Origin of the sequence: Caulobacter flavus (assembly GCF_003722335.1) — a bacterium.
Lineage (GTDB): Bacteria > Pseudomonadota > Alphaproteobacteria > Caulobacterales > Caulobacteraceae > Caulobacter > Caulobacter flavus.
On record NZ_CP026100.1, the window covers coordinates 3973607 to 3998808 of the forward strand.

The following is a 25202-nucleotide window of genomic DNA, read 5'->3' on the forward strand; positions in this document are numbered from 1 at the left end:
ATCTCCGACGGCATTGGCGGCTCGGCCGACGGTTGGGTTGTACGATCTACCTATTCACTAGCATGTCAATACATTACTTACACCGATGTTCAGTTCCCTGACGTAAGCTCCGTACGGCTACCTAGGGCCGCTCCGTGACGTCGAATTAATATTTACATCGCTGTAAAAACGGCCAATGTCCGCGCAACACGGGAGGGCAAGGAATGGACGCTGACGTCATCGTCGTCGGAGGCGGGCTGGCCGGGCTGGTGGCAGCCAACGAGCTGGTCCAGGCCGGCAAGCGGGTGGCGCTGGTCGACCAGGAGAACGCCGCCAATCTGGGCGGCCAGGCCTTCTGGTCGTTCGGCGGGCTGTTCCTGGTCAATTCGCCCGAGCAGCGGCGCCTTGGCATTCGCGACAGCCTCGACCTGGCCTGGCGCGACTGGCTGGGCAGCGCCGACTGGGACCGCCTGGACGGTCCCCTCCCGCAGGACGAATGGGCGATCCGCTGGGGGCGGGCCTATGTCGAGTTCGCGGCCGGCGCCAAGCGCGACTGGCTGCGCAGGCATGGGATCACGCTGACGCCCATGGTCGGCTGGGCCGAGCGCGGCGCGGGCCAGGCCCTGGGACACGGCAATTCGGTTCCCCGCTTCCACGTAGCCTGGGGCACCGGCACCGGCGTTTCGGAGCCGTTCGCCGAGCGGGCCCGCCAGGCCGCCGCCCGGGGACGGCTGACCTTCCATCACCGCCGTCGCGTCGACGCGCTGGTCGTCGAGGGCGGCCGCGTGACCGGCGTGTCGGGCAGCGTGCTGGCGGCCGACGACGCGCCGCGCGGGGCGCCGTCCAGCCGCCAGGTCGTCGGCGACTTCACCCTGACGGCCGGCGCCGTCGTGCTGGCCACCGGCGGCATCGGCGGCAATCACGAGCTGGTCCGCCGCTACTGGCCCGAGCGCCTGGGCGCGCCGCCCACGAACATGATCACCGGGGTGCCGGAGTATGTGGACGGGCGGATGCTCGACATCGCCGCCGACGCCGGTGCTCGCCTCGTGAACCGCGACCGCATGTGGCACTACGTCGAGGGCGTGCGGAACTGGAACCCGATCTGGCCCCGGCACGCGATCCGCATCCTGCCGGGCCCGTCGTCGATGTGGTTCGACGCCCTGGGGCGGCGACTGCCCTTCCCTGCCCTGCCCGGCTACGACACCGTCGCCACGCTGCGCCATCTGCGCACGACGCCGGACCTGGCCGGGCACGACCACTCCTGGTTCGTCGTCAGCCAGAAGATCCTGGAGAAGGAGTTCGCCCTCTCCGGTTCCGAGCAGAACGGCGACATCACCAATCGCCGCCGCCTGTCGCTGCTGAAGTCGCGTCTGGGCAAGGGCGCGCCGCCCGAGGTCGACGCCTTCAAGCGCAACGGCGCCGACTTCGTGGTCTCGGCCAACCTCGAGGAACTGGTCGGCAAGATGAACGCCCTGACCGACCGGCCGCTGCTTGATCCCGCCCTGATCCGCCGCCAGATCGAGGACCGCGACGCCCAGATGGACAATCCCTTCGCCAAGGACCTGCAGGTGATGGGCATCCACAACAGCCGGCGCTCCCTCGGCGACAGGCTCGCGCGGACGGCCAAGCCGCACCGGATCCTCGATCCGGCGGCCGGACCGCTGATCGGGGTCAAGCTGCACGTCCTGACCCGCAAGTCGCTGGGCGGCCTGCAGACTGATCTGGCGGGCCGCGTGCTGACGCCGGACGGCCAGGTGCTGGAAGGTCTCTACGCGGCCGGTGAGGCCTCGGGCTTCGGCGGCGGCGGGCTGCACGGCTACAACGCCCTGGAAGGCACCTTCCTGGGCGGCTGCATCTTCTCGGGGCTGGCCGCCGGCCGCGCCCTGGCCGAGGCCGTCTGAGCCGATGGCCGCCGACGCTCTCGCCTCGCCGCTGACCACGGTGGCCCTGCCGGCCGCCCTGGGCCTGATCATGTTCGGCCTGGGTCTCAGCCTGACGCCCGCCGACTTCGCCCGGGTCGGCCGGCGGCCGCGCGCCGCCGTCGTGGCCCTGGCCTGCCAGCTGCTGGTGCTGCCGGTGATGGGCCTTGGCCTGGCGTTGCTGTTTCGACTGCCGCCCGAGACGGCGGTGGGCCTGATGCTGCTGGCGGCCTCGCCCGGCGGCACGGCGGCCAATCTCTACAGCCACCTCTTCCGCGGCGACGTGGCCCTGAACATCAGCCTGACGGCGATCAACTCGATCCTGGCCGTCGTCACCCTGCCGATCGTGGTCAACCTGTCGGTGGCCTGGTTCCAGCCGGGCGAGCTGAGCGTGGGCCTGCGGTTTTCCAAGACGGTCGAGGTGTTTCTCGTCGTGCTGGGGCCGGTGGCCCTGGGGATGCTGGTGCGCCGCCTGCGCCCGGCCTTCGCCGACGCCATGGACCGACCCGTGCGGGTGGTGTCGGTGGCGTTCCTCACCCTGCTGATCGGCGCGGCCGTCGCCGCCAACATCGCGACCTTGAAGGACGAGGTGCTGGCCCTGGCCGGCGTCACCGTCGCCTTCTGCCTGCTCAGCCTGACGGTCGGCTTCGTCGTGCCGCGTCTCTTCAGCGTGGCCCGCGACCAGGCGATCGCCAGCGCCTTCGAGGTGGGGCTGCACAACGCCGCCCTGGCCATCGTCGTGGCCCAGTCGGTCCTGCAGCGGCCGGAGATGAGCCTGCCGGCCGCCGTCTACGGCGTGCTGATGTTCCCGCTGGCGGCGATGTTCGGATGGGTGCTGAGCCGTACGGCGCGGCGCGAGGCCGCTGCGCTCACCTGAGCTCGCGCCGCAGAACCTTGCCCACCGGGGTCTTCGGCAGCGGCTCGGCTCGGAACTCGACGATCCTGGGCACCTTGTAGGCCGTCAGCCGCTCGCGGCAGTGAGCGACCAGGGCCTCGGAGGTCAGCTCGGCCGAGCGGCGCACCACCACGATCTTGATCCGCTCGCCCTGCACCGGGTCGGGCACGCCGATCGCGGCGACCTCCTCGACCAGCGGGTGGGCGGCGACCACGTCCTCGATCTCGCTGGGATAGACGTTGAAGCCCGAGACCAGGATCATCTCCTTCAGCCGGTCCAGCAGCTTCACGCGGCCGTCGGCCTGCATTACCCCGATGTCGCCGCTGGCCAGCCAGCCGTCGGCCGAAAGCACCTTGGCCGTCTCGTCGGGATGGCCCCAATAGCCCTTCATCACCTGCGGACCACGCACGCACAGCTCGCCCGGCTCGTCGACGCCGCACCAGGAGCCGTCGTCGCGGCGCATCCGCACCTCGGTCGAGGGCACCGGCAGGCCGACGGTGCCGTCAAAGCCCATGGTCTGCGGATTGTCGATGTCGACATAGCCGATGCAGACCACCGGCGAGCACTCGGTCAGGCCGTAGCCCTCGATCACCGGCGCGCCGGTGACGTCCTGCCACTCCTCGGCGACGGCGCGCTGGGTGGCCATGCCGCCGGCGATGGTCAGGCGCAGGTCCGAGAAGTCGCGGCTGCGGAACGCCTCGTTGTTCAGCAGGCTGGTGAACAGCGTGTTGAGGCCCGTCAGGCCGGTGAAGCGCTCGTTGCGCAGTACCCACTCCACCCGTTTGGCGTCGCGCGGGTTGGCGATCAGGATGTTGCGCCCGCCCACGCCGACGAACATCAGCAGGTTCGCCGTCAGCGAGAACACGTGATAGAGTGGCAGCATCGTGACGTTGCCGACAGCCTGATCCTGCGGGATCTGGGTCATGATCCAGGCCCGGCCCTGGAGCACGTTGGCGATGATGTTGCGATGGGTCAGCATGGCCCCCTTCGCCACCCCCGTCGTGCCGCCGGTGTACTGCAGGAAGGCCAGGTCCTCGGGGCGGATATCCACCGGGGCGAGCTTCTGGCGGCGCGCCTTGCGCATCATCGCCGGCCAGCGCAGGGCGCCGGGCAGGCGCCACTTGGGAACCAGCTTCTCGACGTGGCGCATCATGGCGTTGACGGCCGCGCCCTTGGCCGGGCCCATCATGTCGCCCATGGCCGTCACCACGACATGGCGGATCGCGGTGCCCTCGATGGCCTGCTCCAGCGTATGGGCGAACATCTCCATGGCCACGATCGCCACCGCACCGCTGTCGGCCAGCTGATGATGCAGCTCGCGCGGCGTGTAGAGCGGGTTGACGTTGACCACCACGGCGCCGGCCATCAGCGTACCGAACAGGGTCACCGGGTACTGCAGGCAGTTGGGCATCATCAGCGCGACCCGCTCGCCCTGCCGCACGCCGACCGCCTGCAGCCAGGCGGCGAAGGCCTTGGCCTCGGCCAGCGCCCGGCCGTAGCTGACGCCCGTGCCCAGGCTGACGAAGCCGGTACGGTCGGCGTAGCGGCTCGCGTCGGCCTCGAACAGTTCGCCCACCGAACGCCACAGGGCCAGCTCGTCGTCGATCGTGGCCGGCACGTCGGCGCGGTACGACTGGGTCCAGAAGCGCTCGGCCCACAGGCGGTCGGCGTCGGCGGCGGGGGTCTGGGCGCCGGTCATTTCTCAAGCACCGCCACCACGCCCTGACCGCCGGCGGCGCAGATCGAGATCAGGCCCCGGCCGCTTCCCTTGCGGTCCAGCATGGTCGCCAGGTGCGCCAGGATCCGTCCGCCGGTGGCGGCGAACGGGTGGCCCGCGGCCAGCGAACTGCCATGCACGTTCAGCTTCTCGCGGTCGATCGCGCCTGGCGCGCGGTCGAGGCCCAGCCGCGTGCGGGCGTAGTCGTCGTCCTCCCACGCCTTCAGCGTGCACAGCACCTGGGCGGAGAAGGCCTCGTGGATCTCGTAGTAGTCGAAGTCCTGCAAGCTGAGGCCCAGCTTGCCCAGCATGCGGGGCACGGCGTAGGCCGGGGCCATCAGCAGACCCTCGTCGCCCTTGACGAAGTCCACCGCCGCCGTCTCGCCGGCTCGCAGCCAGGCCAGCACCGGCAGGCCGCGCGCCCTGGCCCACTCCTCGCTGGCCAGCAGCACCACCGAGGCGCCGTCGGTCAGCGGCGTGGAGTTGGCGGCGGTCAGCGTGCCGTGCTCGCGGTCGAACACCGGCTTCATCGTGGCGATCTTGGCCGGGTCGATGTCGGGCCGCAGGTTGTTGTCGCGCTTCAAGCCCTTGAACGGTACGACGAGGTCGTCGAACAGGCCGTCGGCATAGGCCTTGGCCATGCGCTGGTGGCTGCGCACGGCCAGGGCGTCCTGCTCGGCGCGCGGGATATTCCAGCGCTTGGCCATCACCTCGCAGCTTTCGCCCATGGAGAGGCCGGTGCGCGGCTCGGCGTTGCGCGGCGGTTCGGGGCGGAACGGCGCGGTCAGCCCCGCGCCTAGCAGGGCCTTGATCCTGCCGCCGTTGGTCTTCTCGCGATTGGCCGCCAGCAGCGCCTTGCGGAAGCCCTCATTCAGGGCGATCGGCGCGTCCGAGGTGGTGTCGACCCCGCCGGCCACGCCGACGTCGATCTGGCCCAGCGCGATCTTGTTGGCCACCAGTATGGCGGCTTCCAGACCGGTGCCGCAGGCCTGGGCGACGTCGTAGGTCGGAGTGTCGTGGCCGATGGTCGTCGACAGCAGGGCCTCGCGGGTCAGGGCGATGTCGCGCGAGTGCTTGAGCACCGCGCCGGCCGCCACCTCGCCCAGGCGCAGGCCGTGCAGCGAGAACCGGTCGGCCAGGCCCTGCAGGGCGGCGGTCAGCATCTCCTGGTTGGAAGCCAGGGCATAGGCGGTGTTGGAGCGCGCGAACGGAATGCGGCTGCCGCCGAGGATGGCGACGCGTCGGGGCGCTGGCAGGGTCAGCATGAGGGGTCCCGTGGTTCGAGGCCCAGGCGGCCGCGCAGATGGGTGCGCGCGCCCTGGGCGTCCTTGATTTCGAATTGGCGCTCGCCGCCTTGCGGACCGGCGAGCAGAGCGATCTCGCCGGGCAGGAACACCGGCGCGCGGAAGGCGACCTCGACCTCGGCTGAGCCGACCGGCCGCCCGTCGGTCAAGGCGGCCACGGCGCGAGCCTTGACCCACATGCCGTGGGCGATGGCGCGCTTGAAGCCCAGCAGCCTGGCGCCCAAGGCCGAGGTATGGATGGGGTTGGCGTCGCCCGACACCCTGGCGTAGCGACGGCCAAGATCGGCGGGCAGCGGCCAGGTCTCGATCGGCGTCCGCGCCGGCCCGTCTTCGACGGTCGGGGCCGGATCGCCACGCCCCGACCGGCCGCGACGCAGATAGACGCTCGTTCCTTCCCACACGACCTGGCCGTCGCGGCGGGCCGTGGTCTCCAGCGAGAAGGCCTGGCCCTTGTCGTGGGCCAGGAGGCGGCCCGTCCGCACGGTGATCGCCAGCCGCTCGCCCGCCGTCAGCGGCGCGTGCTGGCGGATGCGGTTGGACAGGTGCACCAGCCCCATCACCGGGTACGGAAAGTCGCCGGCCAGCATCAGCCGCATCTGTAGCGGAAAGGCCAGGATGTGCGGGAAGGTCAGCGGAACCCCGGCCTCGGGCCCGAAGCCGCAGGCCTGGGCGTAGGCGGCGATCGCCTCGCGCCGCAGCCAGGCGCCCGCCTCAAGCGTCGCGTCGGGAAAGGCCCCTTCGCCGCCCCGGCGCAGCAGTCCTCGCAAGGCCCCGCCGGCGAGGGCCAGGGTCGAGACCGGCTCGGCCATGTCGGTCATGGTGGTCAGGCCCCGAGCAGGCTCTGGCCGCAGACGCGGACCACCTGGCCGTTGACCCCGCCGCTGGCGGGATGGGCCAGCCAGGCGATGGTCTCGGCCACGTCGACCGGACTGCCGCCCTGCCCCATGCTGTTCATCCGTCGTCCGGCCTCGCGGATGGCGAAGGGGATGGCGGCGGTCATACGGGTCTCGATGAAGCCCGGCGCCACGGCGTTGATGGTCACGCCCTCGCCCAGGCCGTCCTTGGCCAGGCGATGCACCGCGCCGATCCACCCTGCCTTGGACAGGGCGTAGTTGGTCTGGCCCATGTTGCCCGCCACGCCGCTGAGCGACGACACCGCCACGATCCGGCCATTGCGGCGGATCGCGCCCGCCTCTTGCAGCGCGCGGGTCAGGGCCAGCGGCGCGCCAAGGTTGACGGCCATGACGCTGTCCCACTCGCGGGCGTCCATCCGCGCCAGGGTGCGGTCGCGGGTGATGCCGGCGTTGTGCACCACCACGTCGAAGCCGCCGGCCGCCCGGGCCGCCGTCACCAGGGCCTGTCCGGCCTCCGGCGCGGTGATGTCCAGCCCCAGGGGGCGCACGCCCAGCTCGCCGGCCAGCTTCTCCAGGTCTTCGCGCGCGGCTGGCACGTCCAGCGCCGTGACCTGCGCGCCCTCGGCCGCGAACAGCCGCACGATGGCCTCGCCGATGCCGCGTGAGGCGCCGGTGACCAGCACGTGCCGACCGGCATGGCCCAGCCTCTGATCGCCGGCCACCTGCGGCGCGGATACCCGCACCACCTGGCCCGACACGTAGGCCGAGCGTGGCGACAGCAGGAAGTCGAGCGTGCTGGCGGCGGCCTCCTCGTCGCCAAGCGCGACGTACAGCAGTTGCACCCCGATGCCGCGCCGCGCCTCCTTGGCCAGCGAGCGGACGAAGCCCTCCAGCCCCCGCTGGATCGCCTCGGCCTCGGCGGTTGCCGCCTGCTCCGGCGGTGTGCCGATCACCACGATACGGCCGTGCTCGGCCACCGAGCGCACCGCCTGGTGGAAGAAGGCGTAGAGCGCCCTGGCCGAGGCCACGTCGATGCAGTCCGAGGCGTCGAAGACCAAGCCGCCGTAGCGCTCGTCGGCCGACCAGCGCCGGCGCAGCGGCGCGCCCGACGCCGCGGCGACCCGCTCCAGCACCGGACCCATCCGGCCGCCGCCGGCCGAGTCCAGCAGCAGGGGCTGCAGGGCGGCGGCCCCAGCCTCGGCGCGCCGTTGCAGCGGCGCGGGCTTGGGCAGCCCCAGGGCCCCGACCATCCAGCCGCCCAGGCCGCTGTTGGCGAATTCCAGGTAGCGGTCGGTCATTGGGCCACCTTCTCGCGCTTGGCGGCGCGCTTGCCGCCCCGGCGCGCCAGGCCGAAGTCCTGCGGGAAGTCGTCGACCTGGATGGCCATGTCGGCCAGCACCGCGAAGCGGGCGAAGAGGTCGCGTTCGGCGCCTGAGATCAGGCCCCTGGCCTCGACCTCGCCGGCCCAGGCGTCGAGCAGGGTCAGGTTCTGCGGCGCGCGGGCGATGCGGCCGGCGGCGATCTCGGGCTTGAGCCGGCGCTCGATGGCCTCGACCTGCGGATGGAGATCGAAGGCCACGGCGGTGGCGGCGATCGGGTCGACCTCGATGCGCGGCGTCCACGATCCGGCCAGCAGGCGGTCGCGCGCCGGGCCGTGGCGCTGGACCAGGGCCGCGACCTCGGCCGAGACCCGGTCGTCGGGCGCGGCGCGACCCACGCCCGCGCCGACCACGCCCAGCACGAAGGCGACGACGCGGCTGGGATGGTTGGCCAGCAGCGAGCGCCAGGCCTCGCTGGCGCGGGCCAGGGCGTCCTGCGCGGCCCAGTGGACCAGCGGCAGGTCTTCGGCCGGGCGGCCCTCGTCCTCGAAGCGCTTGAGCGCGCTCGACAGGATCAGCAGCTGCGAGAGCATGTCGCCCAGCCGCCCGGTCAGCGCGCCCTTGCGCTTCAGCGCGCCGCCGACGGTGGCCATCGACAGGTCCGAAGCCAGGGCCAGCAGCGTCGAGAAGCGGGTGGCGGCGCGGTAGTAGCGGCCCAGCTGCGGCGCGGACCCCGCCGGCGCGCCGATCAGCAGCCCGCCGGTGAGGGCGAAGGCGGCGGCGCGCGCCAGGTTGCGGAACAGGAAGCCGGCATAGCCGAACAGGGCCCCGTCGAAGTCCTTGAGGTTCTGCGCCTGCGCCGTCCGCATCAGGGTCAGGACGTAGGGATGGCAGCGGATCGCGCCCTGGCCGTAGATGATCAGGGTGCGGGTCATGATGTTGGCGCCCTCGACCGTGATGGCGATCGGGATCTGCTGGTAGGCGCGGGCCAGGAAGTTGCCCGGGCCCATGCAGACGCCCTTGCCGCCGACCACGTCCATGGCGTCGTTGACGACGATCCGGGCGCGCTCGGTCACGTGGTACTTGGCGATGGCCGAGACCACCGACGGCTTCTCGCCCTGGTCCAGGGCTGCGGCCGCCAGGCGGCGCAGGCTGTCGGAGGCGTAGAGGTGGCCGGCCATGCGGGCCAGCGGCTCCTGCACGCCCTCGAAGGCGCCGATCGGCATGTTGAACTGCCGGCGGATGGCGACATAGGCCCCGACCATGCCGACGGCCAGCTTGGACATGCCCACGTTGGACGACGGCAGCGAGATCGCGCGGCCGGCCGCCAGGCATTCCATCAGCATCCGCCAGCCGTTGCCCACCTGGGCCTGGCCGCCGATGACCATCTCCATCGGCACGAACACGTCGTCGCCGGTGATCGGGCCGTTCTGGAAGACCGCGTTCAGCGGCCAGTGGCGGCGGCCGATGTTCACCCCTGGATGGTCGCGCGGCAGCAGCACGCAGGTGATGCCCGGCTCGGCGCCCTGGCCCAGCAGGCCGTCGGGATCGACCGCGCGGAAGGCCAGGCCGATCACCGTCGCGATCGGCGCCAGGGTGATGTAGCGCTTGCGCCAGCTTACCCGGAAACCCAGCGTCTCGCGGCCATTCCAGGTCCCGCGGCAGACCACGCCCGTGTCGGTGATCGAGGCGGCGTCCGAGCCGGCATAGGGATTGGTCAGGGCAAAGCACGGGATCTCGTCGCCGCGCGCCAGGCGCGGCAGGTAGTGGTCCTTCTGGGCGTCGGTGCCGTAGTGCAGCAGCAGTTCGGCCGGACCCAGCGAGTTGGGCACCATCACCGACACGGCCGCGGCCGAGCAGCGGGTCGACAGCTTCTGCACCACCTGGCTGTGGGCGTAGGCCGAGAAGCCCAGGCCGCCGTAGCGCTTGGGAATGATCATCCCCAGGAAGCCCTTGTCGCGGGCGTATTCCCAGGCGGCCGGCGGCAGGTCCTGCCAGACCGAAGTGCTCTCCCAGTCGTTGGACAGGTCGCACAGGTGTTCGGCCTCGATGTCGAGGAAGCGCTGCTCCTCGGCCGACAGCTTCGGCGCGGGCGTGGTCAGAAGGCGCTTCCAGTCGGGCTTGCCGGCGAACAGCTCGGCGTCCCACCAGACGTTGCCGGCCTCGACGGCGGCCTGCTCGGTGGGGCTCATGCGCGGCATGATGCCGGCGAAGGCCTTCATGGCCGGCGCCGACAGCACGGCGGCGCGCAGCGGGCGGAAGGTGGTCAGCACCGCGATCGGCGCGGCCACGGCGGCCAGCACCAGCGTCGCGGTCGAGCCGATCACCCCGGCGGCGAAGCCCGCGCCTATCCATATGGCCGTGGCTGCCGCCCATAGGGCGGCCCTGGCCTGCACGAAGGTCAGCACGAAGGCGACGAGCGCGGCGGCGCCAATCCAGATCAGCATGGTCGCAATCCCCCGACCGGCGGGGCGGCCCCCGTCGGCTGATGTCAAAAGTCGGTTACTCGGAACGCGGCGGACAGCTGGCGGGCCGCCCTGTTACTCATCTTGAGCGGTGCTCAGCGCACGCGCTTCCAGGTCTGGGTGCGGCACAGCAGCGGGGCGATGCAGCCCTTCACCGCCAGGGTGTCGTCATCCAGGAGGGTAAGCGTGCCCGTCGAAGCGCCCTGCCCCGTCTCCGGGTCGTAGAGCGGCCCGCCGGACCAGGATCGTGGTCCACCGGAGAAGTTGGTCAGCACCGTCAGGTCCTTGAGACGACGGGTGCGCAGCTCGGCGTTGCGGTTGCGCACGTCCCGCTGGTCGGGATCGGCGCGCAGAGGCGCGGCGTCCTTCAGGCGGCCGCAATAGACCTCGCCGCAGCGTTCGATGGAGACCACGCCGTTCTCGGCCGAGGTGCGCCAGCGACCGGCAAGGCCGGCCTCCTGGGCCAGGGCGGGCGCGGCGCTCGCCGAGACCGCCAGCAGCGCCAGGGCCGCGAGCATCCGGATCATCCCTGGCCTCCCAGATAGGCGTTGCGCGTCTCCGGCGGCACCCGCTCGTAGAGCGTCGGGCGCGGGATCCGCAGGCGGGCGCGGGCGGCTTCCAGCGGTTCGGCCAGCAGCGCCTCGTAGTCCTCGCCCGGCAGCCACGCGGCCTTGCGGCCGTTGCGCCAGGCCTGCAGCACCGCCTTGCCGCACGGATGGCCCGTACGCGCCCGCATGAACTGCACCGCCGCCCCGGCGGCGATCAGGCCAAAGCCCGTGCTGCGGGTCTGCGGCAGCGAGAACGCCACCACGCAGGCCTCGCCCAGGGCGTCAGTCTGGTAGCCGGTCAGCACGTGCCAGATGTCGTGCACGTCGCGGATGCGGCGGGCGTACCAGGCGCGCGGGTGGGCCGCCTCGATCTCGGTGTCGGCGACCTTGTTGCTCTCCGCCGCCAGGCCGTAGGCCGACAGGTTGCGGCTGTCGACGAACGCCAGATAGGCGGCGCCGACGGTGCCTTCGGCGAATGTCGCCAGCCAGTCGCGGTCCTGCAGGCGGTCGGACAACTCGACCTGCTGATAGGCCTGGATGCCGCCCTGCGGCGTGTCCATCAGGCGCTGGTAGCCCCATTCGATCGAACGGCCCGCCAGGGCGTTCATGATCTCGAAGACCTGCGCGGTGTCCTCCTTGTCGGCCACCAGCCGGCTGAAGGCGCGCACCGCGCGGACCGGCTGGATGCGGCGAGGCGCCGCATGGGAAGGCGCGCGATTCTGGCCGTGAACTGGGCGCAGCGCGGGCGCGGTAGGCGCAGCTTGCACTTGCGGTTCCCCTTGTTGGAGCCTAATGAAAAAGCCTTATCTACATGAATGTCATTTACATCGATGTCAATTGAGAAAAGCGCAACTCGCCGTCGACGCCGCGTGCCCGAAGAAGCGCGCCGCGAAGCGATCGCCTCCGCGCGCGCTCTGCTGCTCTCGGGCGGACCCGATGCCGTGACATTGTCGGCGGTCGCCGGCGAGATCGGCGTGACCCACGCCAACCTCATCCATCACTTCGGTTCCGCGGCCGGCCTGCAGTCGGCGCTGATGGGCTCGATGGTCTCCGACCTGACCCAGGCCCTGGACGAAGCCATCGCCCGCCTGAAGACCGACGAAGGCGCGCCGCTGGAGCTGGTCAACGCGGTTTTCGACGCATTTGACACCGGTGGCGCGGGGCGACTGGCCGCCTGGATCACCCTGTCGGGGGATCTGTCGCATCTCGAGCCCGTCCGCGCGGCCGTGCAGAACCTGGTCGAGGCCATCGCCGACAAGATGGGCGCGCAGGACGCCCAGGCTCGCGAGGGCGTTGGCGCGGCGGTGATGTTCATCGCGCTCAGCGCCTTCGGCGAGGCCCTGATCGGCCCGCCGCTGCGCGACATGCTGAACCTGCCCGACGGCGCGGGCCGTCGCGTGGTCGCCAGCCTGCTGCCGCGCTTCCTGATCCCCAAGGCTTCGTCCACGAGCGCCTCGGCTACGTAAGGCGGCCGCCCCTCTTGCGAACGGCTCGCGCTGGGGCGACATTGGACGCGACCATGGGAAGCAAGGGGCTTTGGTGACGTCTGCCTTGGGCGATTGGACGGGACGGTTGATGACGGCTTTGGCCGCCATGCTCGTCGCCGTGTTCGTCGTGCAGGGACCGATGACCAGCCTCGACCGCGCCCTGCACGGTCCGCCCGGCGCCGTCGCCGCCCTCGACGAAGATCACGATCACGTCTTCCAGGGCCGCCTGACCTCGATCGACGTCCACTTCGACGCCTCGATCATCGAGGCCGACGATCCTGTCGCCCCGCATCATCACCATCACCACCACGACACCCCCTCGGTGTTCGGATCGCTCGAAGACCTGCCGCGCCCCGCCGCGCGCCATGTCGACGAGCGTCTGTGGGCGCTGGCCCAGCAGCGGCTGACCGGCATCGGCGGCCCCCAGCAGGAACGCCCGCCCAAGGAAGCCCTCGCACACGTCGCCTGAAGCCGCGCGGCCGCCGCCGCGCTTTCCGACCTGTTTCGAGGACCTTTCATGCATTCCGTCATCCACGGCCGCCGCGCGCGGTCCTGGCTGCTCGCCACGGCGCTCGCCCTGGCGACGCCCCTGGCCGCGCAGGCCAGCCCCCTGACCCTGGCCGAGGCGCTGGGGCGCACGGCCGCCGCCGATCCCGCCCGCCCCGCCGTCGCCGCCAGGCTGTCGGCCGCCGAAGCCGGCGTGCGCCAGGCCGGCGTCCGGCCCAATCCCGTCGTCGGCGTCGACGTCGAGGACCTGGCCGGCTCGGGCCCCTACTCCCTGATCGATCGCGCCCAGGCCACGCTCTACTACGAGCAGACCCGCGAGCGCGGCGGCAAGCGCGCCGCCCGCGTGGCCCTGGCCCGGGGCGACATCGCGCTGTCGCGCCTGCGCGACGACGTGCGCGTGCTCGACCTGCTGCACGAGGCCGACCTAGCCTGGGTCGAGGCCGTCTATGCCGAAGCCGAGGCCGCCCTCGCCGCCGACCGCCTGGCCCTGGCCGAACGCGCCCGTGGCGAGGTCTCGCGCCGGGTGAAGGCCGCCCGTGACCCGCTGTTCGCCGGCGCCCGCGCCGACGCCCAGGTCGCCGAGGCTCGCATCGCTCTCGCCCAGGCCCAGACCCGCGCCGCCGACGCCCGCCGGGCGCTGGCCGCCTACTGGGGCGGCGGAGAGATCGAGATCGACGCCGCGGTGCTGGAGGACCTGTCGGTCGCCGGCCGCGCCGCGGGTCCGGCCTCGCCGGCGGACCTGGCCTTGCTCGACGCCCAGCGCGACCTGGCCTCGGCTCGCGTCCGGGTCGAAGAAAGCAAGGCCGTGCAGGATCCGACCTGGCGCGCCGGCCTGCGCTATCTCAACGACGAAGGGGCCGTGGCCGCCGTGGTCGGCGGCTCGATCCCGCTGGGCCGCTACGATACCAATCGCGGCGCCATCGACCAGGCCCGGGCCGAGCGCCAGGCCGCGGACCTCGATCTGGCCGGCGCGCGCAGCGTGCTGGAGCGCAGGATCGCCGCGACCCAGGCGTCCCTGGCCCAGAAGGCCGCCGAGGCCCGCCGCATCCAGGCCGAGGTCGTGCCGGCCAACGCCCGGACGGTCGACCTCGTCCGCGACGGCTTCAATCGGGGCGGCTTTTCCTATCTCGACGTGCTGGAGGCCCAGAAGGCCCTGATCGAGGCCAGGAGCCGGCGCCTGGCCGTGCTGAAGGCCTTCCAGGTCGACCGCGCCCAGCTAGACCGTCTGACCGGCGCCCACGCGCGCCTGATCCCCGCTTCCCCGGAGTCTGTCCGATGACCCGCCGCTTCATGCGCGTTTCCGCGCCCCTGGCCCTGGCGATCGCCGGCGCCCTGACCCTCGCCGCCTGCGGCGACGCCCCGGCCAAGCCCGAAAGCCACGCCGAAGAGACCGAAAAGCGCGGTCCTCACGGCGGCCGTATGCTCTACGACGGCGACCTCTCGCTCGAGATCACCATCTTCGAGGACGGGATCGAGCCCGAGTTCCGCGTCTACGCCTATCGCAAGGACAAGGCGTTGGCGCCTGGCGAGGTCCAGCTGTCGATGACGCTGACCCGCCTCGACGGCGAGGTGAACCGCTTCGCCTTCAAGCCCCAGGACGACTACCTGCGCGGCCAGGGCGTGGTGGCCGAGCCGCATTCGTTCGACGTCGCGGTCACCGCCGTCGTCGGCGGCAAGACCAGCAACTGGCGCTACGAGTCCTACGAGGGGCGCACGACCATTTCCGCCCAGGCCGCCAAGGCCGGCGGCGTGCACACCGAGGTCGCCGGTCCCGCCCCGATCGCGCAGCTGGTCGACATGGCTGGCCGGGTCGAGATCACCCCCGAAGGCAAGGGCGAGGTCCGCGCCTGGTATCCGGGCCGGATCATGAGCCTTTCCGGCCAGCTGGGCGCGAGCGTCCGCAAGGGCCAGGTCCTGGCTCGCGTGGAATCCAGCGAGAGCCTGCAGACCTATTCGATCCCCGCCCCGATCAGCGGCGTCATCGTCGAGAAGAACCTCAATGTCGGCGACGTGGCCATGGAACGGCCGATCTTCGTGATCGCCGATCCCACCAAGCTGCACGCCGAGTTCTTCGTCTATCCGCGCGACGCCGAGAAGGTGCGCGTCGGCCAGCCGGTCGAGGTGCGCAGCCTGTCGGGCGACACCCGCCTGACCGCGCAGGTCGAGGCGGTGCTGCCGACCGCCGATCTGGTCAGCCAGACGCTTCTGGCCCACGTCCACCTGCCCGGCGGCGCCGACAGCGCCTTCAGGCCTGGCATGGGCGTCGAAGGCTCGTTCCAGGTCGGCGCCCAGACCGCGCCGCTGGCGGTGCGGACCAAGGCGATCCAGCGCTTCCGCGACATGCCCGTCGTCTTCGTCAAGGTGCGCGACACCTATGAGGTCCGGATGCTGGAGATCGGCCGCCAGACCCCCGAGTGGACGCAGGTGCTCTCGGGCCTCAAGCCTGGCGCCGAGTACGTCGTCGACGGCGCCTTCCTGATCCGCGCGGACATCGAGAAGTCCGGCGCGAGCCACGACCACTGAAGGAGGCGAAAATGCTCGAACGCATCGTCGCCGCCGCGATCCGGCTGCGCTGGGTCGTGCTGGCGCTCGTCGCCGTGGCCGTTGCCGTGGGGGTCTGGAGCTTCCAGCGCCTGCCGATCGACGCCACGCCCGACATCACCAACGTCCAGGTGCAGATCAATACCGAGGCGCCCGGCTTCTCGCCGCTGGAGGCCGAGCAGAGGGTCACCTTCCCGGTCGAGACGGCCATCGCCGGCCTGCCGGGGCTGCAATATACCCGCTCGATCTCGCGTTACGGCCTCAGCCAGGTCACCGTCGTCTTCAAGGACGGGACCGACATCTACTTCGCCCGCCAGTTGGTGGGGGAGCGGCTGCAAAGCGCGCGCGGCCAGCTGCCGCCTGGCCTGACGCCGGAGCTCGGCCCCATCTCCACGGGCCTGGGCGAGATCTTCATGTACACCGTCGAGGCGAGGCCCGGCGCCCGACGTCCCGACGGCAAGGCCTGGGGGCCCGAGGACCTGCGCACCCTGCAGGACTGGGTGATCCGGCCCCAGCTGCGCAACACGCCTGGGGTGACCGAGGTCAACACCATCGGCGGCTTCGAGCGGCAGTTCCACGTCACGCCCGTCCCCGCCCGCCTGTCGGCCTACGGCCTGACCATGGGCGACGTAGTCGCGGCGCTGGAACGCAATAACGCCAATGTCGGGGCCGGCTACCTGGAGCGCTACGGCGAGCAGGTGCTGGTGCGCGTGCCCGGCCAGGCCGCGGGGATCGCCGACCTGTCGGCGGTCATCGTCGCCAGCCGCAACGGCGCGCCGATCCGCGTCGCCGACGTCGCCGACATCGGCCTGGGCCAGGAGCTGCGCACCGGCGCGGCCACCGAGAACGGCCAGGAGGTGGTGCTGGGCACCGTGTTCATGCTGGTGGGCGAGAACAGCCGCACCGTGGCCCGCGCCGCCGCCGCCCGCCTGGAAGAGGCCGCCAAGGCGCTGCCGCCGGGCGTCACGGCCAAGCCGATCTACGACCGCACCGACCTGGTCGACCGGGCCATCGCCACCGTCGAGAAGAACCTGCTGGAAGGCGCCCTACTGGTCATCGTCGTGCTGTTCCTGCTGCTGGGCAACATCCGCGCTGCCCTGATCACGGCGGCGGTCATCCCGCTGTCGATGCTGCTGACTATCACCGGCATGGTCCAGGCCGGCGTGTCGGGCAACCTGATGAGCCTGGGCGCGCTCGACTTCGGCCTGATCGTCGACGGGGCGGTGATCATCGTCGAGAACTGCCTGCGACGCCTGGGTGAGGCCCAGCATCGCCACGGCCGCCTGCTGACCCGCGACGAGCGTTTCGCGCTGGTCGCCTCGGCCGCCGGCGAGGTGATCCGCCCCTCGCTGTTCGGGATCCTGATCATCACCCTGGTCTATGTACCGATCTTCGCCCTCACCGGCGTCGAGGGAAAGATGTTCCACCCGATGGCGATCACCGTGGTCATCGCCCTGACGGCGGCGCTGGTGCTGTCGTTGACCTTCGTTCCCGCCGCCGTGGCCATGTTCGTCACCGGCAAGGTGCAGGAGAAGGAAAGCCGCATCATGACCGGCGCCCGGCGGCTCTACGAGCCGGCCCTGGAGACGGCCCTGCGCCTGCGCGTTCCGTTCGTCGCCGGCGCAGCGGTGCTGGTGGTCCTGGCGGCCCTCGCCGCCTCGCGCATGGGCTCGGAGTTCGCGCCCAGCCTCGACGAGGGCGACATCGCCATGCACGCCATGCGCATCCCGGGCACGAGCCTCTCCCAGGCCGTGACCATGCAGGCGGCGCTGGAGAAGCGGATCGCCCGCTTCCCCGAGGTCGAGCGGGTGGTGGCCAAGATCGGCACCGCCGAGGTCGCCACCGACCCGATGCCGCCTTCGGTGGCCGACACCTTCATCCTCCTGAAGGACCGCAAGGACTGGCCCGATCCGCGCAAGCCGCGCGCCAGGCTGGTGGCCGAGCTGGAGGCGGCCGTCGGCGAGGTTCCCGGCAGCAATTACGAGTTCACCCAGCCGATCCAGATGCGGTTCAACGAACTGCTGTCGGGCGTGAGGGCCGACGTGGCCGTCAAGGTCCACGGCGACGATCTCGAGCAGCTGCTGGCGGTCGGCGAGAAGATCGGCGCCGTGGTCGAGGGGGTCTCCGGCGCCCAGGACGTCGGGGTCGAGCAGGTCACCGGCCTGCCCGTCCTGCAGATCACGCCGGACCGCGCCGCCCTCGCCCGCCTCGGTCTCAATGTCGACGACGTGCAGTCGGTGGTGGCCACGGCCATCGGCGGCACGGTCACCGGCCAGGTGTTCGAGGGCGACCGGCGGTTCGACGTGGTCGTGCGGCTGCCCGAGAGCGAGCGCGGCAAGGTCGACGACGTCGGCCGGCTGCGTATCCCTTTGCCGGGAAGCCCCGACCAGCCGCGCGGCTTCGTGCCCTTGCAGGACGTCGCGCGGATCGAGACGGTGATCGGTCCCAACCAGATCAGCCGCGAGGACGGCAAGCGCCGCGTGGTGGTCACGGCCAATGTCCGCGGCCGCGACCTGGGTTCGTTCGTCGACGAGGTGCGCGACAAGGTCGGGGCCGAGGTCGAGCTGCCGGCGGGCTACTGGGTCACCTACGGCGGCGCCTTCGAGCAGCTGATCTCGGCGGCCAAGCGGCTGCAGCTGGTGGTTCCGGCCGCCCTGCTGCTGATCTTCGGCCTGCTCTACGCCCTGTTCCGTTCGGCCAAGGATGCGGGCATCGTCTTTTCCGGCGTGCCCCTGGCGCTGACCGGGGGCGTCGCGGCCCTGCTGCTTCGCGGCCTGCCGCTGTCGATCTCGGCCGGCGTCGGCTTCATCGCGCTCTCGGGCGTTGCGGTGCTGAACGGCGTGGTGATGCTGAGCTTCATCCGCTCGCTGCGGCAGGACGGCACGGACCTCGACCAGGCGATCCGCGAGGGCGCCCTGGCGCGGCTGCGGCCGGTGCTGATGACGGCCCTGGTGGCCAGTCTCGGCTTCGTGCCTATGGCCTTCAACGTCGGGGCCGGGGCCGAGGTGCAGCGGCCGCTGGCCACCGTGGTCATCGGCGGGATCGTCTCGTCCACCCTGCTGACCCTGCTGGTGCTGCCGGCCCTCTATCGGCTGGCTCATCAGGTCCGACTGCGGCCTTAAGCCGCTGTTCAGGCGCGATTAATCCTGAAGCGCCGATCGTGGGGTCGTGCCCGCCCCGGATCCCGGTTCGCCAGCCAAGGCGCAGCCGGGGTCCGGGCCTCAGCTTTCGGATTTCACGCCATGCTTGCCCGCAAACAACCCAAGACGCCCTTTCCCGTGGCGGACGGCGACACCGTCGAACTCGTCCTGCGCTGCGGCCACCGCGCCCGCGCCTCGGTGCTCGGTTCCGCCGGCGGCCTGATCGAACTGGCCTACCGCAAGGCCGACGACCGCTGCGGCCACGCCTATGTCGACGCCGCCACGTTGCAGCCCGGCCAGAACGCCCGCTGGGCCTTCACGGCCCGCCCGCCGGCTTAGGCCACCGGCCAGATCAGCGTCGTCCGGCCGCCGCTTTCGTCGCCCACACGATCACCGCAGTCGACAGCAACACCCCGCTCAGCAGCGCCCCGACCGCCAGTATGCCGGCCGGCGTGACGCGAACCTCCGCGCGATAGCGCAGAGGTCCGGCCTCGAATTCGGCCACGGCCGTCTCCGGGGCGTGATCGGCGATCAGATCGTAGGGCATGGCGGTCCAGCGGCTGGAGGCGGCAAGGCCCTGCGACCTTAACGCGATCGACCGCCGCCGTCGCGTTCCCGATCAGAACCGCCAGCTCAGCGCCGCACCCCATGTACGCGGCTTGCCCGGGAAGCGCACCACGGTGTTGGCGTTGCTGCTGACGGCGGTCCAGTAGTATTCGTCGGTCAGATTGCGCCCCCACAGCGACAGCTCCCAGCCCTTGTCGGGCGAAGATATCCCGATGCTGCCGTTCAGCAGGCCGTAGCTGTCGATGACGAACAGTGGATTGCCCTCCAGGTCGGCGCTCGACTTGGCCTGCCAGCGGCCGTTCAGCGCCGCCTGCAGCTTCAGGCCATTGGCCAGGTCGTGGTCGAACAGGGCGGTCAGGCCGCCCTGGAACTTCGGGCTGTATAAAAAAGGCCGTCCGTCGAAGTCCTGGGGCTGACCGGCGCCGTTGATGCCGGTGTAGCCCTGGACCTCGGTGTGCAGCCAGGTCGCCGAGGCGAGGAGGGTGAGAGACTTGGTCGCGCGCCAGGTGATGTCGCCGTCCAGGCCCCGGGCCATGCCTTCCGGCACGTTGGCCAGGCGCGACAGGGCCGTATAGATCGGGTCGGCGAACGACACGCTGAGCTGCTTGTCGGTATAGTCGTAGTAGAAGACGCCCAGGTTGGCCTGCACGCGCCGCTCGAACAGCGCCGCCTTCACGCCCAGCTCGTAGGCGGTCAGCAGTTCCTGCCGCGCCGGGGCGTTCTGGGTCGAGATGTTGGCCGCGTTGATCGGCGTCGCGCCGGCCTTGGCCCCGCGCGAGATCGAGCCGTAGACCAGCACGTCGTCCGAAGCCTGCCAGTCCAGCGCCGCGCGCCAGGCGAAGTTGTCCTCGTCCAGCGTCGAGCGCACGAAGCCGAAGCTGGCGGTGGCCGGATCGAAGGTGTTGCACGACCCTTGCGTGATCGGCGCCACCAGGCCGTAGACGCTGAAGAACAGCGCCCGGTTCACGACGTTGACGTTGGGCAGCATGTTGCCGTTGAAGTCGCGCGAGCAGCCCACATAGTCCTGCTTGTCCTGGCTGTAGCGCAGGCCGACCGTCAGTTTCAGAGTTTCGGTCAACTGCCTGTCAGCGTTGGCGAAAACGCTCCAGGTGTCGGTCGCGATGTTGCCGACGTCCTCGTAGGTGCGGAACGCCTGGCTCATCTGCAGGGCGGTGTAGCCGCCGCTGTTGAAGGGCGTGGCCAGCAGGGTCGAGCCGTAGAACCGGATCAGGCCCACATTGGCGTTCTGGCCCAGGATCGTGCGGTTCATGTCGAGGATCTCGTCGTGGGCGATATAGCCCCCGACCAGCCACGAGCCCTTTTCCGTGCGCCCTTCCAGCCGCAGTTCCTCGGCCGTGGACTCGATGTCGCCGTGCGCCTTCTGCACCAGGATTTCGTAGGGCGCGCCGCTCCAGTCGAACACCGCGTCGCGCCGCAGCTTGTTGTAGCTGGTCAGCGAGATCAGGCTGACGTCGTCGGAAAGGTGCCAGGCCAGCCGCAGCTTGGCCGCGTCGAACCGGTCGTCCTCCTCGGCCGGATCGCCGATGCCCAGGCCCGTGCCGACGTCGGCGCCGCGCACCGACAGCGGGGCCCAGTCGGCCTGGGTGGCCGAGGTCGGCTTGTTGGCCGCGACGTAGCTCACCAGGCCCGCGGCGTTGAACGGGCTGGCCGCCGTCGCGGGCGTGAAGCCGATCGCCTGGGCGGCCACGGTGTCGGACCGGTTGCGCCAGCCGGCGTAGGAGAAGTCGATGTCGACCTTGTCGCTGGGCTGAGCGGCCAGCGACAGGCGCCAGCCCTGCCGGCGGACCTCGCCCAGGCGCTCGTCGCGGCTGTTGCTGACCTGCCAGCCCTCGCCGCTGTATTCGGTGCGGAAGGCCAGGCGCGCCTGGACCTTCTCGCCCAGCGGACCGCTGAAATAGCCCTCCAGGTTGCGCGTCTGGTAGTTGCCGGCCTCGGCCGTCAGCCCGGCCTCGAACGCCTCGGTCGGTTTGTTGGTCACGAAGTCGACCAGGCCCGCCGTGGTGTTGCGGCCGTACAGCGTGCCCTGCGGGCCCTTCAGCACCTCGACCCGCTCCAGGTCGAACATCGGGCCGGTGTTCATGAACGGATAGGCGTAGGCGACCTCGTCGACATAGGTGCCGACGGTCGAGGTGGCCGACAGGTTGATGGTGTTGAAGCCGATGCCGCGCAGCGTATACGTCGGCACGCCCTGGTAGCTCTGGCTGACCGTGAAGCTGGGCGCCACCGTCGACAGGTCCTTGGGGTCGGTGACCCGCAGCTGCTGCAGGGTCTGGCCGCTGAAGGCCTGGATCGGCATGCCGATGTCGTTGGCCGCCTCCTCGCGGCGCTGGGCCGTGACGACGACCGTCTCGATGGCCAGGCTGTCCTTTTCGTCCTGGACGGGCTTGGCGGCCGGGCCTTGGGCCCAGACGGGCGCCGCCATCGACAGGGCCATGGCCGACGCCCCCAGCGTCAGCGCGAGACGCAACGATCCTTGCATGCGAAACCTCCCTCGGCCGCGTCTTCGTTGGACGCTGGCTCTATCGGAGCGTGCGGTGGCCTGGGGCCTCTAACAAGCTATCGGAACTGATAGGGTCCCACCCCTGCCTCACAGCCCCAGCACCAGCTTGGCGATGATGTCGCGCTGGATCTCGTTGGAGCCGCCGTAGATCGAGGCGGCGCGATTGTTCAGGTAGCGGGCCATCGTGGCGCGCCCGTGCTCGGGTCCGACCAGCGCCTCGTTCGAGCCCGCCCCGTGGGCGGCGGGCTGGCGCACGGCCGCCCACGCGCCCAGGTGGGCCACGGCCAGCTCGTCCTGCCGCTGCAGGGCCTCGGAGCCCTGCGCCTTGAGGATCGACGAGGCCGGCCCCGGATTGGCGCCGCCGGCCAGGGCGCTGAGCACCCGCCGCTCGGTGACGTCGATGGCCAGGGCGGCGATCTCCGCTTCGGCCAGGCGTCGACGCTGATCCGGATCCTCGGCCGCGCCGGCCTCGCGCAGCCTGGACAGGCCCGCTTCCAGACCCGCCGCATAGCCCCCGCCCCGCTCGAACTCCAGCAGGTGCTTGGCCACCGTCCAGCCCTGGTTCTCCTCGCCCAGCCGGTCGGCCTTGGGCGTGCGGACGTCGTCGAAGAACACCTGGTTGACCTCGTGTTCGCCCGCCAGGGTGACGATCGGATCGACGCGGATCCCCGGCCGGTCCATCTCGACCAGCAGGAAGGTGATGCCGGCCTGCGGCTTGCCCTGGGTACTGGTGCGGACCAGGCAGAACATGTGCGTGGCCCAGTGGGCGTGGGTGGTCCAGATCTTCGAGCCGTTCAGGACGTAGTCGTCGCCGTCGGGCGTCGCCTTCATCCTCAGCGAGGCCAGGTCCGACCCCGCCCCCGGCTCCGAATAGCCCTGGCACCAGTAGTCCTCGCCCGAGAGGATCCTGGGCAGGTAGCAGGCCTTCTGCGCGGGCGTCCCGAACCGCATGATCGCCGGCGCCACCATGCGCAGGCCCATCGGCGCCAGGCTCGGCGCGCCGGCCCGCGCGCACTCGGCCTGGAAGACGTGGCGCTGGATCTCGCTCCAGCCGGGCCCGCCGTGCTCGACCGGCCAGCTCGGCGCGACCCAGCCCTTGGCGTGCAGGATCCTCTGCCAGGCCAGGCTGTGGTCCTTATCGCAGAACACGCTGGTCATCCGCCGGCCCGCCTCGCGCAGCGCCGGCGTCAGCTCGGCGTCGAGAAAGGCCCGCACCTCGTCGCGAAAGGCCAGGTCTTCGGGCGACAGCTCCAGGTCCACGCGCATGCTCCGTCCAACGTCGGGGAAACTTGCGAAAGCCGGGGCCGGGTGCGCAAGCTATCGGAACCGATAGGGAAAGAGCGCCCGCATGACGGCGACTACGGGGGAGGATCGCGAGCGCCTGGCGCGGGTCATGGACCTGGCGCTGCGGGTGCGCGAGCTCGGCGCCGAGCTTGGCCTGCCCTACGTCGCCGCCAGCGCCGACATATCGAGCCCCGAACCGATGCTCGGCCCGGACGGGCTGCCGCTGGCCGAGACCACCTTCCAGTGGCTGGACGCGGGCCTGCGCTACTGGCGCGACCGGTCCTTCGCGCTGCGGGCTCCGTTCATCCTCGCCGCGCGCTACGCGGCCGAGCCGTTCTTCTATCACCAGGGCCGCTTTTCCAGCTGGCGGCCGCTGCCCAGGCTCGAGGCCATCCCGGTCGCCGAGGCCGCCGAGGATTTCGGCGTCGCCGCCGCCGTCATCGCGCCGGCCTACCTGACCGGCGGGGTGATCGGGGCCGTGGTCTGGGCTTCGGCCGAGCCGGTCGCCGACCTGCCCGCGCTGTACGCCGCCCACGCCGACCGCCTGCACGGCGCGGCCCTGCGCCTGGTGTCGGCCTATCGCGACGGCCTGACCGACGACGGCCCGCTGGCCCGCTTGACCAAGCGCGAGATCCAGTGCCTGAAATGGGCGGCCGCCGGAAAGACCGACGCCGACATCGGCCAGATCATCGGCATCTCCGGTCCCACGGTCCGCTTCCACGTCCAGAACGCCGCCCTGAAGCTGCGGGTGGCCGGACGGGCCCAGGCGATCCATCGGGCCACGGGCCTGGGCTATCTCGGATCCGCCGCATTCTGAGGCGCCGGCGCCCCAGATGATGCGTGGCAATGCTTTGTCACAAACAAGATGCAGAGCCGAAAGGCGGCCTCTCCACCTTAAGACCTGTCAGAAGCGCCCGCCGAACGAGGGATCGGCCCGCGCTTCGCAGGAGAAGACCATGACCAAGACCCGCAATCGCCTGCTGGCCCTGACCGTCCTCGGCGGCCTGGCCATCGGCGGCGCGGCCGTCGCCGAGACCGTGAAGCTGCCCGCCAGGCAGGTCGCCCTCGGCGTCGATCACTTCCAGGCCAAGACCCAGGTCATCGACGATCAGCTCGACGTCGAGACCGTGGTCAGCACCCAGGCTGGTTTCCAGACCGGCAAGGGCCTGTTCCGCAATCCGTCGAACGACAACTACCTGCGCGCCGTCGTCGACAAGCGCACCGGCGCGACCCGCTACGAGGTCCGCCAGACCCTGATGTACCAGGGCTCGATGCGCGAGTACGACACCGTGGCCTACGAGACCGCCGCCTGGCCGGTCCAGACCCAGGCGATCAAGATCCGCGACAACGCCGGCCGCTGCTTCCTGTTCGAGGCGCCGGAACTGTGCACGGAAGAAGTCGCCTTCTCGGTCAGCGAGGACGAACTGCGCAAGGTCGCCGCCAAGCCGGCCGCCTGGGGCTTCAAGTTCAAGTCGCCCAAGGGTTACGAGCACCGCACGGCCATCACCCAGGCCGAGATCGTCGGCCTGCTGAACAGCGTCGACGCCTATCGCGCCACCCTCCCCGCCGTCCAGGCCCAGGCCGACACCGCCGCTGGCGGCTGAACCGTCGCGTCCCCGTATCCGGAGTAGTTCCGTACCATGAAGTTTGTCGCCCTCATCGGCGTGGCCGCCAGCCTCGTCGCCTTCCCCGCCATGGCCGGTCCGGCCGGCCACGGCCTGACCTTCACCGAAGAAGTCGCCAAGAAGAACCTTCAGAAGCGCACCGTGAAGATCGCCGCGGCCTCCTCCTGCGCCGCCCCGGCCGCCGTCGCGCTCGCCAAGCGTGACGACGTCGCCACGGCCAAGGCCAAGGAAGGCGTGGTCCGCGTGGTGTTCCACTCGGCCGACGCCGCCGCGGCCCAGGAAGGCGCCGTCCGCGCCGCCGTCTCCGACATCTGCCGCGCCGCTTAAGGGGCCCGGCTACAAGACGGCCGTTTCGGCGGCCGGCCCTCGCGCGAGTCCTCTTCCCCCGAAGTGCGCGCGAGGGCATCCCTTTTTCAGAGAACGACGCAATCTGTTCCGGCAACGGGTTGAAATCGGTGGAAAACCGCCGCTTTCTACCTTGCTCGCAGCCACTTCGTTCCTAGATAGCCCAGTCGTATGGATTCCTCAGG

21 protein-coding genes are annotated in these 25202 nt (G+C 71.0%); 11 read left to right on the forward strand and 10 right to left on the reverse strand.

Going from position 1 to position 25202, the window contains the following annotated elements:
* Positions 1 to 203 precede the first annotated feature (203 nt).
* Positions 204 to 1880: an FAD-binding dehydrogenase gene (locus C1707_RS18120; protein ID WP_101713071.1), complete on the forward strand. Its 1677-nt coding sequence runs from the start codon at positions 204 to 206 to the stop codon at positions 1878 to 1880.
* Between the two features lie 4 nt (positions 1881 to 1884).
* Positions 1885 to 2775 (forward strand): bile acid:sodium symporter family protein, encoded by an 891-nt coding sequence (locus tag C1707_RS18125; RefSeq protein WP_101713072.1) that lies wholly within the window; start codon positions 1885 to 1887, stop codon positions 2773 to 2775.
* Here C1707_RS18125 and C1707_RS18130 read toward each other — a convergent pair.
* From C1707_RS18130 to C1707_RS18160, 7 genes are all read right to left on the reverse strand, one after another.
* Positions 2768 to 4492 (reverse strand): AMP-binding protein, encoded by a 1725-nt coding sequence (locus C1707_RS18130; protein ID WP_101713073.1) that lies wholly within the window; start codon positions 4490 to 4492, stop codon positions 2768 to 2770. The genes C1707_RS18125 and C1707_RS18130 overlap by 8 nt on opposite strands.
* Positions 4489 to 5775: an acetyl-CoA C-acetyltransferase gene (locus C1707_RS18135; protein WP_101713074.1), complete on the reverse strand. Its 1287-nt coding sequence runs from the start codon at positions 5773 to 5775 to the stop codon at positions 4489 to 4491. The genes C1707_RS18130 and C1707_RS18135 overlap by 4 nt, the downstream gene beginning before the upstream one ends.
* On the reverse strand, positions 5769 to 6632 hold the full coding sequence (locus tag C1707_RS18140) for a MaoC/PaaZ C-terminal domain-containing protein (RefSeq protein WP_101713075.1): 864 nt from the start codon (positions 6630 to 6632) through the stop codon (positions 5769 to 5771). The genes C1707_RS18135 and C1707_RS18140 overlap by 7 nt, the downstream gene beginning before the upstream one ends.
* Before the next feature lie 5 nt (positions 6633 to 6637).
* A complete protein-coding gene (locus tag C1707_RS18145; RefSeq protein ID WP_101713076.1) occupies positions 6638 to 7966 on the reverse strand; it encodes a 3-oxoacyl-ACP reductase in 1329 nt (442 codons plus the stop codon).
* On the reverse strand, positions 7963 to 10434 hold the full coding sequence (locus C1707_RS18150; RefSeq protein ID WP_101713077.1) for an acyl-CoA dehydrogenase: 2472 nt from the start codon (positions 10432 to 10434) through the stop codon (positions 7963 to 7965). Before C1707_RS18150 ends, C1707_RS18145 begins: the two co-directional genes overlap by 4 nt.
* A 113-nt stretch (positions 10435 to 10547) precedes the next feature.
* Entirely contained in the window at positions 10548 to 10979 is a 432-nt protein-coding gene (locus C1707_RS18155; protein ID WP_101713078.1) for a DUF2147 domain-containing protein, read from the reverse strand.
* Entirely contained in the window at positions 10976 to 11767 is a 792-nt protein-coding gene (locus tag C1707_RS18160; RefSeq protein ID WP_240633736.1) for a Coq4 family protein, read from the reverse strand. Before C1707_RS18160 ends, C1707_RS18155 begins: the two co-directional genes overlap by 4 nt.
* 63 nt (positions 11768 to 11830) lie before the next feature.
* Here C1707_RS18160 and C1707_RS18165 point away from each other — a divergent pair, with 63 nt between their 5' ends.
* The 6 genes from C1707_RS18165 (at position 11831) to C1707_RS26235 (ending at position 19014) form a co-directional block, all read left to right on the forward strand.
* Entirely contained in the window at positions 11831 to 12466 is a 636-nt protein-coding gene (locus tag C1707_RS18165; protein ID WP_101713079.1) for a TetR/AcrR family transcriptional regulator, read from the forward strand.
* 109 nt (positions 12467 to 12575) lie between these two features.
* Positions 12576 to 12956: a hypothetical protein gene (locus tag C1707_RS18170; protein ID WP_145998368.1), complete on the forward strand. Its 381-nt coding sequence runs from the start codon at positions 12576 to 12578 to the stop codon at positions 12954 to 12956.
* A 48-nt stretch (positions 12957 to 13004) separates the two neighbouring features.
* Positions 13005 to 14273: a TolC family protein gene (locus C1707_RS18175; RefSeq protein WP_101713081.1), complete on the forward strand. Its 1269-nt coding sequence runs from the start codon at positions 13005 to 13007 to the stop codon at positions 14271 to 14273.
* Positions 14270 to 15517 carry an efflux RND transporter periplasmic adaptor subunit gene (locus C1707_RS18180; RefSeq protein ID WP_101713082.1) on the forward strand — a complete coding sequence of 416 codons (1248 nt, stop codon included), beginning with the start codon at positions 14270 to 14272 and terminating at the stop codon, positions 15515 to 15517. Before C1707_RS18175 ends, C1707_RS18180 begins: the two co-directional genes overlap by 4 nt.
* Positions 15518 to 15528: 11 nt before the next feature.
* Entirely contained in the window at positions 15529 to 18657 is a 3129-nt protein-coding gene (locus C1707_RS18185) for an efflux RND transporter permease subunit (RefSeq protein WP_101713083.1), read from the forward strand.
* A gap of 120 nt (positions 18658 to 18777) precedes the next feature.
* Positions 18778 to 19014 (forward strand): hypothetical protein, encoded by a 237-nt coding sequence (locus C1707_RS26235; RefSeq protein WP_164467387.1) that lies wholly within the window; start codon positions 18778 to 18780, stop codon positions 19012 to 19014.
* A 13-nt stretch (positions 19015 to 19027) separates the two neighbouring features.
* Here the strand turns inward: C1707_RS26235 and C1707_RS26240 are convergent, their stop codons facing one another.
* The 3 genes from C1707_RS26240 to C1707_RS18200 form a co-directional block, all read right to left on the reverse strand.
* A complete protein-coding gene (locus C1707_RS26240) occupies positions 19028 to 19222 on the reverse strand; it encodes a hypothetical protein (RefSeq protein WP_164467388.1) in 195 nt (64 codons plus the stop codon).
* A 72-nt stretch (positions 19223 to 19294) separates the two neighbouring features.
* A complete protein-coding gene (locus C1707_RS18195; protein WP_101713085.1) occupies positions 19295 to 21742 on the reverse strand; it encodes a TonB-dependent receptor in 2448 nt (815 codons plus the stop codon).
* A 108-nt stretch (positions 21743 to 21850) separates the two neighbouring features.
* Positions 21851 to 23023, reverse strand: a complete 1173-nt coding sequence (locus C1707_RS18200; protein WP_101713108.1) for an acyl-CoA dehydrogenase family protein — start codon at positions 23021 to 23023, stop codon at positions 21851 to 21853.
* An 88-nt stretch (positions 23024 to 23111) separates the two neighbouring features.
* Between C1707_RS18200 and C1707_RS18205 the strand changes: the two genes are divergently transcribed.
* From C1707_RS18205 to C1707_RS18215, 3 genes are all read left to right on the forward strand, one after another.
* Complete coding sequence (locus C1707_RS18205; protein ID WP_101713086.1) at positions 23112 to 23864, forward strand: helix-turn-helix transcriptional regulator; 753 nt, start codon at positions 23112 to 23114, stop codon at positions 23862 to 23864.
* Between the two features lie 139 nt (positions 23865 to 24003).
* Positions 24004 to 24651 carry a hypothetical protein gene (locus tag C1707_RS18210; protein WP_101713087.1) on the forward strand — a complete coding sequence of 216 codons (648 nt, stop codon included), beginning with the start codon at positions 24004 to 24006 and terminating at the stop codon, positions 24649 to 24651.
* Positions 24652 to 24687: 36 nt separating this feature from the next.
* Positions 24688 to 24999 carry a hypothetical protein gene (locus tag C1707_RS18215; RefSeq protein ID WP_101713088.1) on the forward strand — a complete coding sequence of 104 codons (312 nt, stop codon included), beginning with the start codon at positions 24688 to 24690 and terminating at the stop codon, positions 24997 to 24999.
* Positions 25000 to 25202 lie beyond the last annotated feature (203 nt).